9 protein-coding genes, 1 tRNA gene, 1 pseudogene and 1 riboswitch are annotated in these 8,784 nt (G+C 69.1%); of the genes and pseudogenes, 6 read left to right on the top strand and 5 right to left on the bottom strand.

The features are described from left to right. Positions 1-102: 102 nt before the first annotated feature. The 4 genes from ACFWI9_RS10295 to bcp all read right to left on the bottom strand — a co-directional run bounded on the left by ACFWI9_RS10295 (position 103) and on the right by bcp (position 2,142). Positions 103-187, bottom strand: a tRNA-Leu gene (locus tag ACFWI9_RS10295). 32 nt (positions 188-219) lie between these two features. Next, on the bottom strand, positions 220-912 hold the full coding sequence (locus ACFWI9_RS10290; RefSeq protein WP_387160503.1) for an HNH endonuclease: 693 nt from the start codon (positions 910-912) through the stop codon (positions 220-222). After that, the gene (locus ACFWI9_RS10285) at positions 909-1,559 is read right to left on the bottom strand and encodes an HNH endonuclease signature motif containing protein (RefSeq protein ID WP_387160502.1); all 651 of its coding nucleotides are present in this window, start codon (positions 1,557-1,559) and stop codon (positions 909-911) included. Before ACFWI9_RS10285 ends, ACFWI9_RS10290 begins: the two co-directional genes overlap by 4 nt. A gap of 115 nt (positions 1,560-1,674) precedes the next feature. Next, on the bottom strand, positions 1,675-2,142 hold the full coding sequence (gene bcp, locus ACFWI9_RS10280; RefSeq protein ID WP_387160500.1) for a thioredoxin-dependent thiol peroxidase: 468 nt from the start codon (positions 2,140-2,142) through the stop codon (positions 1,675-1,677). Between the two features lie 141 nt (positions 2,143-2,283). Between bcp and ACFWI9_RS10275 the strand changes: the two genes are divergently transcribed. From ACFWI9_RS10275 to ACFWI9_RS10265, 3 genes are all read left to right on the top strand, one after another. Beyond that, entirely contained in the window at positions 2,284-2,604 is a 321-nt protein-coding gene (locus tag ACFWI9_RS10275; protein ID WP_387160498.1) for a DUF3618 domain-containing protein, read from the top strand. A 55-nt stretch (positions 2,605-2,659) separates the two neighbouring features. Beyond that, on the top strand, positions 2,660-2,998 hold the full coding sequence (locus ACFWI9_RS10270; RefSeq protein WP_338676976.1) for a co-chaperone GroES: 339 nt from the start codon (positions 2,660-2,662) through the stop codon (positions 2,996-2,998). Between the two features lie 84 nt (positions 2,999-3,082). Beyond that, a riboswitch (guanidine-III (ykkC-III) riboswitch) is annotated at positions 3,083-3,145 on the top strand. A gap of 31 nt (positions 3,146-3,176) precedes the next feature. After that, positions 3,177-3,497 carry a DMT family transporter gene (locus tag ACFWI9_RS10265; RefSeq protein ID WP_387160497.1) on the top strand — a complete coding sequence of 107 codons (321 nt, stop codon included), beginning with the start codon at positions 3,177-3,179 and terminating at the stop codon, positions 3,495-3,497. A 78-nt stretch (positions 3,498-3,575) separates the two neighbouring features. Here ACFWI9_RS10265 and ACFWI9_RS10260 read toward each other — a convergent pair whose 3' ends face one another. Next, positions 3,576-5,960: a transglycosylase domain-containing protein gene (locus tag ACFWI9_RS10260; RefSeq protein ID WP_387160496.1), complete on the bottom strand. Its 2,385-nt coding sequence runs from the start codon at positions 5,958-5,960 to the stop codon at positions 3,576-3,578. 242 nt (positions 5,961-6,202) lie between these two features. On the opposite strand from ACFWI9_RS10260, the pseudogene ACFWI9_RS10255 reads away from it, so the two are divergent. The 3 genes and pseudogenes from ACFWI9_RS10255 to ACFWI9_RS10245 all read left to right on the top strand — a co-directional run. Then, positions 6,203-6,376, top strand: a pseudogene (locus tag ACFWI9_RS10255) (ABC transporter permease); the annotation flags it as partial. A 41-nt stretch (positions 6,377-6,417) separates the two neighbouring features. After that, entirely contained in the window at positions 6,418-7,161 is a 744-nt protein-coding gene (locus ACFWI9_RS10250) for a DUF1707 domain-containing protein (protein ID WP_387160494.1), read from the top strand. 138 nt (positions 7,162-7,299) lie between these two features. Further along, positions 7,300-8,784: DUF445 domain-containing protein (locus ACFWI9_RS10245; protein WP_387160493.1), on the top strand; the 1,485-nt coding region annotated here is incomplete at its 3' end.

Here is an 8,784-nt window from a genome sequence, read left to right as displayed (position 1 = left end):
CTTCTGGGCGCTGGTGCCGGTGTTATGGTTGCTCGTGGGGTGTGGTGCAGTGACCCCGTTGGCGCGGACCGCCAACCGCGTGCCGGGCATTCGGCTTGGAGGTGCGGCCGGAGGGACTCGAACCCTCACAGGTGTTACCCCACTGGGACCTAAACCCAGCGCGTCTTTCCAGTTCCGCCACGGCCGCCAGCCGCGAGTCATAGTAGCGCGCTGGACGACTCAAGCGGACGGGACGGGGTGTCGAGTAAGTTCCCGACGGGCACCTCCCCGGCACCAGGTGCTTGTGATCGCGTGGCAGTTGGGGCAAAGGAGGCGCAGGTTCTCGGCACGGTCATCGCTCCAGTCGCCGTTGATGTGGTCGACCTCCAGCGTCATCGGCTTTCCATGCCACATAGGTCCAATGCCGCACCTGGCGCATTGCTCCAGAACGCCCACTTCGTGGAGGGCCCGGCGCAACGCCGCTGTGCCAGTGCGCCGTTTGCCGTCGTGCTTGACTAGGACGTCCTCGGCCCGCCGAGCCGGGGTCGGGCCTGGCTTCCCGCGCTGTTGCGCCTGGCCCAGGAAGTGGCTGGTGTCGACACGGTCCTTAGCGATCCACGACTTCAGCAGCGCCCTCTGGCTGGAGTTCTCCGGTCGTCCGAGGTGACGAAGGGTCTCGGTAAGAGAGAGAGCGGTCGCCACTGCCTGCCGGAGTTCCGCCGTGGAAGGCTGCGGACCCCCTCGCCGGTAGCCGCGCCGCAGGCGACGGAAGTGGGAGACATCGATGCCGTGGTGAGCGAAGCGTGCAAAGAGGTACCGGCCCAGATTCGCGTACGGGCGGGCCCCGAGGTACGCGATGACCTCGTCGATGTCATGGCAGGATCGAGCCGCCTCGGCCAGCAGCTCGCGTGGGTACCGCCCGCCCGCGCTCATCGGCTGCGACCTTTGCCATGCCCCCGGTAAGTATCCGTGGTGGAGTGGCAATTGGGGCAGAGGAGCCGGAGGTTCTCAGCCCGGTTGTCGCGCCAGTTCCCGTTGATGTGGTCGACTTCCAGAGGCAGCGGCTGGCCTTGCCACACCGGCTCCGCACTGCAGAGCGCGCAGCATTCGACCATGCCCATCGCGATCAGCGCCTTCTTGAGGCGATCACCCGGGATCCGGCGTGCGCGTGCCGGATCCTGATCGACCAGGATCTCCTCGGCCGACCGACGGCGGTGGTTCTCCCGCATGTTCTCTGTGCGCCGGATCGCGGTGAAGTGCGAGGTGTCGATGCCCAGCGCGCGGACTCTGCGGCTGATGTGCGTGTGCCAGCCGCCGACGACATCCAGTCCCAGTCGGCGGAGCACTTCGCCCATGCTGGTCGAGGCGGCGACCGCGGACTCCAGGATTTCCCGAGTCCAGCGCGCCGCATCCCGCTCGAAGTGCGAGGTGTCGATGCCCAGCCGCTTCATCCGCTTGCGGAGGTACTCCCGCGACGCACCCTTCGGATCGACCCCCAGCTTCACCAGCGCTTCCGACAGCGACCGCGACGACCTCGCCGCCTCTGCCAGCCGCTCACGCGTGTAAGGACTGTCCGGCATGCCTGCCCCCTCCGTCCCGGCCGCGGTTCCGCGGCATCTCCCGTTTAAACTACCTGGTTACCGGTGGTAACCGCCCGCATATGGGGCGTGACCATCCGCCGTCATCGCCAGGGGATCAGATGCCCAGATCCTTGATGATCTTGGCGACATGCCCGGTCGCCTTCACGTTGTACAGCGCGCGCTCCACCTTGCCGTCCTCGTCCACGACGATCGTCGAGCGGATCACCCCGGTCACGGTCTTGCCGTAGAGCTTCTTCTCACCGAAGGCGCCATACGCCTCCATGACGGACTTCGACGGGTCGCCGACGAGCGTGACCTTCAGGTGCTCCTTCTCGCGGAACTTGGCGAGCTTCTCCGGCTTGTCCGGGGAGACGCCGATCACGTCGTAGCCGGCGCCCGCGAGGAGGTCCAGGTTGTCGGTGAAGTCGCAGGCCTGCTTGGTGCAGCCGGGGGTCAGGGCGGCGGGGTAAAAGTAGACGACGACCTTGCGGCCCTTGTGGGCGGCGAGCGAGACCTCGTTGCCGTCCGCGTCGGGCAGGGTGAAGTCCGGGGCGGTGTCGCCGGGCTGGAGTCGCTCGCTCATTCTCGGTTCTCCTCAGGGGGACGGACGTACGGCACCGAGCGTAATAGGGGTGCCATGGGGTGTGGCGTGCGTCGAGCTGACAGACTGTCGATGACGTAGCAGTTGACGAAGACATACGGATACGACCACGGAGGCGGCGCAGTGTCGGATTCCAGGACCCCTGCGCAGATCGAGGCGGATATCGTCCGCCGCCGCGAGCTGCTGGCTGAGACGCTCGATGAGATCGGTGTGCGGGTGCACCCCAAGACGATCATCGGGGATGCTAAGGCCAGGGTCGCCGCGACCGTCGACCAGACGGCGGGGCGTGCGTTCGTCGCCGCGAACCGGCTGTTCACGGACGTGAAGGCGCGCTTTGTGCACCATGACGGTGCGCCGCGGCTCGAGCGTGTGGTGCCGGCGGCTCTCGCCGTCGCGGGTGTCGTCGGGTTGCTGGCGCTGTCCGCCAGGAAGCGGAAGGCGTGACCGGCTGCGACCCCGGCGGGATGCGGTCTGGGGCGGGACAGGTAGGTTCGTGCTTGTGAGCGAGAACACGCACGACAAACTGCCGATCAAGATGCTGCATGACCGGGTGCTGGTCCGGTCCGATGCCCCGGAGGGGGAGCGGCGTTCCGGGGGCGGGATCCTGATTCCGGCGACGGCCGCTGTCGGTCGCCGGCTGTCCTGGGCCGAGGTGGTCGCGGTCGGGCAGAACGTCCGTACGGTGGAGCCGGGGGACCGGGTGCTGTACGACCCGGAGGATCGTGCCGAGGTGGAGGTGCGCGGGGTCGCGTACATCCTGATGCGGGAGCGCGATCTGCACGCGGTGGCCGCCGACCGGTTCGAGGGCGGCGTGGATTCGACCGGGCTGTATCTGTAGCGGCGGGTGAGTGAGGTTTGGCCGGGAGGGCCTGGCGAATGGGGTCGTCAGGCCCTCCCGGCGTTGCGGTGGGTGTGGTGGCGGGGGTTGGTACGGTGTCGGTACCCGACGAGACGCGCCGTACCGGGCAGGCAAAGACGACGCACTCCGTATCCGTGTCGTCTCGGAGGTTCCTGTCGTGGCCTGGGTCCTGTTGCTGGTGGCTGGTCTGCTTGAGGTCGGCTGGTCGGTCGGCTTGAAGTACACGGAGGGTTTCACCCGGCTGTGGCCGAGTGTTCTCACCGCTGCCGGGATCGTCGCGAGCATGTTGATGCTGTCCGTTGCCGCGAGGTCGCTGCCGATCGGTACGGCGTATGGCGTGTGGGTCGGTATCGGCGCGGCGGGTGCGGCGGTGTTCGGCATGGTGGTGCTGGGTGAGCCGGTGACTGCCGCGCGGGTCTTCTTCGTGGTGTTGCTGCTGGTGGCCGTGGTGGGTTTGAAGGCGACGTCGGGGCGTTAGCTCGGAGCGTCGAGCGGTCGAGCGGTCGAGCGGTCGAGCGGTGGTAGGCAGTGCGTGGCGTGTCATCGCCTCGTCACCTCATCGCCGTGGGGGGAATCCGGGGAGGACTGTCCAGTCGCCTTCGCCGGGTGCGGTGCCGGCCGGGGGCGGTGTGTGCGGTCGGCGGCCTGGTTCGTGGGCGGGGCTGCCGGTGGGGCGGCGGGGGGCCGGCGGTGCCATGGGGACGATGTCCTCGTCGTGGGTGTCTTCGGCGTGCTCTTCGTCGCGGCTGTCGCCGCGGTTGTCGCCGCGTTCGTGGTAGCGCTCACGTCCGGAGGGCTCGTCGTCCATCGGCCAGGGTGCCTCGTGGTCCAGTTCTTCGTTCGTTTCCTCGTCGAGCAGCAGGTCGAAGTCGGTGGCTCGCCGGCCTTTCAGGGCGTCCGCGGTGTATTGCGCCCAGATCCGGGCCGGGGGGCCGCCGCCGCTGATCCTGGCGAATCCCAGGGCGCCGTAGAGCGGCTTGTGCACGCCGGTGTCGGGGTCCTGGCCCATCACGGCGACGACGGTCGCCAGTTCGGGTGTGTAGCCCGCGAACCAGGCGGCTTTGTCGTCTTCCGCCGTGCCGGTCTTCCCGGCCGCCGGGCGCCCTGCCTGCTGTGCCGCGGCGCCGGTGCCTTCCTCCACCACGTTGCGCAGCATCAGTGTCGTGGTGTCGGCGGCTTCGCGACTGATGGCCTGTTCGCTCTTCAGTTCGGGGAGCTTGAGCTCTTCGCCGCCCCGGCTGATGCTTTCGACCAGTGAGTACGTGCGGTGTCTGCCGTGGTTGGCGAGGGTGGCGTAGGCCTCCGCCAGTTCGAGGACGCTCGGGGTGGCCACGCCGAGGGCGATGGACGGGTACGCGGTCAGGTCCGGAGTGCCGGCGGGGATGCCGAGGGCGATGGCGGTCCGCTTCACCCGGGCGGGGCCGACGTCCTGCGCCAGCTGGGCGTATACCGAGTTCACGGATGAGTCCGTGGCGGCGCTGACGGTCATGGGCCCGTACGAGCGGTTGTCCTCGTTCTCGGGGGCGTAGCCGATGGGTCCGTCGGGGCCGAGTACCTCGCGCTGGTCCGTGCCGTCGTAGAGGGTCGCGGGGGTGATGTGGCGGCCGTCTTCGGTGCGGGAGCGGTGTTCGACGGCGGCGGTGAAGACGAAGGGTTTGAAGGTGGAGCCGACCTGGTAGTCGCGTCGTGTCGCGTTGTTGACGAACTGTTTGGTGTAGTCGACGCCTCCGTACATGGCGACCACCTTTCCGGTGGCGGGGTCGATGGAGGCGCCGCCGACGCGTACGTGGCGGTCGGCGGCCCGGCCGGGTTTGCGGTGAGCCATCACATGCCGGTCGACGGCTCGGACGAGAGCGTCCTGCTTGGGTTTCTGGAGAGTGGTGACGATGCGGTAGCCGCCGTGTGCGAGGGCGTTGTCGTCGATGACGCCGTGGCTGACGAGGTAGCCCTCGACGGCTTGGACGATGTAGCCGCGTTGTCCTGAGAGTCCGGTGGCGGGGTGTGCCGGGCCCGGTTCGGGGAAGGTCATGGCGGCGCGTTCGGCGGGGTCGAGCCAGTGTTCTTTGACCATGCCGTCGAGTACGTAGTTCCAGCGGGCGTGGGCGGCGGGTTTGTTGTCGGGGCGGGTGGTCACGTCGAACGCGCTCGGTGCGTTGAGCAGGGATGCGAGGTAGGCGCCTTCGGCGGTGTCCAGTTCGGAGACGTCCTTGCCGTAGTAGGCCATGGCGGCGGCCTGGATGCCGTAGGCGTTGCGTCCGAAGTAGCTGGTGTTGAGGTAGCCCTGCAGGATGTGGCTCTTGCTCTCTTCGCGGTCGAGTTTGATCGCGATGAAAAATTCCTTCACCTTCCGGGTGACGGTCTGTTCCTGGCCGAGGTAGTAGTTCTTGACGTACTGCTGGGTGATGGTGGAGCCGGATTGCCTGCCTTTGCCGGTGAGGGTGTTCCAGCCGCCGCGGATCATCGCCAGGGGGTCGACGGCCCGTTCGGTGTGGAAGTCACGGTCTTCGGCGGCGAGTACGGCGTGCTGGACGGTTCGGGGTACCTGTGCCAGTTCGACGTTCTCGCGGTTGATCTCGCCGTCCCGGACGATCTGGGTGGTGCCGTCGGCGTACAGGTAGACGTTCGACTGGGCGAGGGCGAGGGCGTTGGCCGGGGGGATGTGGACGAGCAGGTAGCCGGCGATGAAGCCGCCGACGAGGAGCAGTCCGGTGATCAGGACGGCGCCGAACAGCATCCGCCAGGTGGGGATGAGGCGGCGCGGCCCGGTGCGGGGGGTGCGGGTTCTGCGGTTCTTCCCGCGGGTGCCTTTCGGGTCGGCCGGTGCCCCCGTGACCTGGGTGCCTGTGTCCTCGTCCCCGCTGGTCCCGGTGCCCGTGTGCCCGTTGTGGCCCCAGGGGTCCTGAACGGCGGTGACTCGCTGCTGTGCCTGCTCGTCGCTCATATCGGTGGGGACTCCTCGGCCCGTTGGTCGCGGACGCTGCTCTGTGGGGCTGTATCGGCTGTATCGGCCGTATCTGCTGTATGGGGTGATTCATCCGTTATGGCGCTTCTTGCCCATACTGCCCGGCTTGTGCTGCGCAAGCCGACAAGCCCCGTACCGGCGACCCGAAATACGGTCGCGTGGCAGACCCCATTGGAGCTACGGTCGGGCGCTTTGGTGTCGATGAGCTGAGGGAGGCCGCTGTGCGGCTCTACGGAGTCGTGGTCGCGGGCGCGTTCCGGCGCTATGCGACCTATCGCATGGCCACTGCCGCGGGAGTGTTCACCATCACCGTCTTCGGCTTCATCGTGGCGTACACCTATATCGCCCTCTGGAGTGAACGCCCGCACCTCGGCGGATACGACCTCCGCGTCGCAACCGCGTGTTCGAGCCCCCGCCCCTTGATTACCCTTCTCGTATGACGAGCGATCTTCCGGAGATACGCGACATGCGCGCCTCCGACGCCGAGCGGGAACGTGTCGCCGAGCGTCTGCGCGATGCGGTTGCCGAAGGCCGGCTGGACATGGAGGAGTTCGGCGAGCGGCTGGACGCCGCGTACAAGGCGCGCACGCACGGCGAGCTGGAGCCGCTGGTACGGGACCTTCCGGCGCCGGCGCCGGACCTGGTGCCCGCACCGGACCGGCCCACCGCACCGGGGGCGGTCCCGGTGGGAGGCGACGCACCGTGGGCGCAGCGTATCGGCAGGCCCGCGAGCTCCCGGGGCGGGTTCGCCTTCTGGGGTGGCTTCGGGCGCAAGGGGACCTGGACCGTCGGCCGCCGGTTCACCGCCGTCGCGGTGATGGCGGGCGGGGAGATCGATCTGCGCGAGGCGAGCTTCGAGGACCGGGAGACCGTGATCCGCTGCATCACGGTCATGGGCGGTATCGAGGTCACCGTGCCACCGGACCTGCACGTGGACGTCCAGGGTTTCGGCTTCATGGGCGGCTTCGCCGAGAACCACCGCTCCGCCACCGCCGAGATCGCCCCGGACTCGCCGCGTGTGATCGTCACCGGCTTCGCCCTGCTGGGCGGGGTGGGCGTGGAGCGCAAACTCCGCAAGGCCGACAAGCTCCGGCTGAAGGAGGCCCGCCGCCGCGCCCGCCTGGAGAAGCGCGAGCAGCGCCGTACGGAACGCCGCGAGGCGCGCGGCAGCCTGGAATAGCCCGACCCCGAGCTGTGCCGACCCCGTCCCTTAGGTGATCTTTCAGGGTTACCTGGGGCCTGGCTCGGGAACTCGACATGCGCCCCGGGAGTCGGTCAGGTAAGGAAGGGACGATACGTACGCGGACGGGTGGAGCGGATGAAACGTACTGAAGGCGTCCAGCCGGACACCCCGCCGGGCACGTCATCGGACACCCCCCCGCCGGGCACGGCGCCCGGCTCGCCCCTGGGCCCGCGTGCCGCGGCGGGGGCCAGGGTCGCGCCGCTGGCCTCGTTCGCGTACACCGCGGCCGACGAGGAGAAGCGCCGCGGTGTGCGCCGGATGAAACTGACCGCGACCGGTCTGCTGCTCTTCGTCGCGCTGATCTTCGTGCTGGCGACCTGGGCGAAGAACGCCGGGGTCGAGGGCTGGCCAGGCTATGTGGCGGCGGCGGCCGAGGCCGGCATGGTGGGCGCCCTGGCCGACTGGTTCGCGGTCACCGCGCTGTTCCGGCATCCGCTCGGCATCCCCATCCCGCACACCGCGATCATCCCCACCAAGAAGGATCAGCTCGGTGCCTCGCTCGGCTCATTCGTCGGCGAGAACTTCCTGTCGGCCGACGTCGTACGGGCCCGGCTGCGGTCCCTCCAGCTCGGCGGCAGGGTCGGCGCCTGGCTCGCCGAGCCCGCGCACGCCGACCGGGTCACGTCGGAGCTGTCCACCGCGCTGCGCGGGGCACTCACCGTGCTGCGCGACTCCGACGTCCAGGCGGTCGTCGGTGAGGCGATCACCCGCCGCGCGGAGGCCGCCGAGATCGCCCCTGGCATCGGCAAGACCCTGGACAAGATCGTCGCCGATGGCGCCCACCGGCGCGGCGTCGACCTGATCTGCGCCCGCGCCCACGACTGGCTGGTGCTGCACGCCGACTCGGTGATGGACGCGGTCCAGGGCGGCGCCCCCGGCTGGACTCCGCGATTCGTGGACCGGAAGGTCGGCGATCGGGTCTACAAGGAGCTGCTGCGCTTCGTCACCGAGATGCGCGACTCCCCGGGGCACCCGGCGCGCGGCGCGATCGACCGCTTCCTCGCTGACTTCGCGGCCGATCTCCAGGCCGACACGGACACCCGTGCACGGGTGGAGCGCATGAAGTCGGACTTCCTGGGGCGCTCCGAGGTGCAGGACGTCATCGCTTCCGCCTGGGCCTCCGTACGCACCATGATCATCTCTGCCGCGGATGACGAACGCAGCGAGCTGCGGCTGCGTGCCCGCGCCTCGCTGATGACCTTCGGCGCCCGGCTGGCCACGGACGGGCGGTTGCAGCGGAAGCTGGAGGGGTGGGTCGAGGAGGCCGCGGCGTATGTCGTCACGACGTACCGCACCGAGATCACCTCCCTGATCAGCGACACGGTCGCGAGCTGGGATGCCGAGCACACCTCGCGCAAGATCGAGGCCCATATCGGCCGCGACCTCCAGTTCATCCGGATCAACGGCACGGTGGTGGGTGCGCTCGCGGGCCTGGGGGGGGAAACCAGAACCCCACCGCCGGGGGGGGGGGGGGGGGGGCCCGCGCCCCCGGCGCGCGCCCCCCCCGCGCCCGCGCGGGGGGAGAGGACAGAGCGAACCACACACCCGCGGAGAGAGAGA

This window comes from Streptomyces sp. NPDC127084 (assembly GCF_042724175.1).
Lineage (GTDB): Bacteria > Actinomycetota > Actinomycetes > Streptomycetales > Streptomycetaceae > Streptomyces.
Note: the sequence above shows the minus strand (reverse complement) of the source record. Positions and strands in the feature narration are given on the sequence as shown.

Bases quoted from the DNA above. Each gene is read 5' to 3' on its own strand.
- ACFWI9_RS10290 (WP_387160503.1), bottom strand. From the start codon at position 912: ATGAGCGCGGGCGGGCGGTACCCACGCGAGCTGCTGGCCGAGGCGGCT.
- ACFWI9_RS10285 (WP_387160502.1), bottom strand. From the start codon at position 1,559: ATGCCGGACAGTCCTTACACGCGTGAGCGGCTGGCAGAGGCGGCGAGG.
- bcp (WP_387160500.1), bottom strand. From the start codon at position 2,142: ATGAGCGAGCGACTCCAGCCCGGCGACACCGCCCCGGACTTCACCCTG.
- ACFWI9_RS10260 (WP_387160496.1), bottom strand. From the start codon at position 5,960: ATGAGCGACGAGCAGGCACAGCAGCGAGTCACCGCCGTTCAGGACCCC.
- ACFWI9_RS10250 (WP_387160494.1), top strand. From the start codon at position 6,418: ATGACGAGCGATCTTCCGGAGATACGCGACATGCGCGCCTCCGACGCC.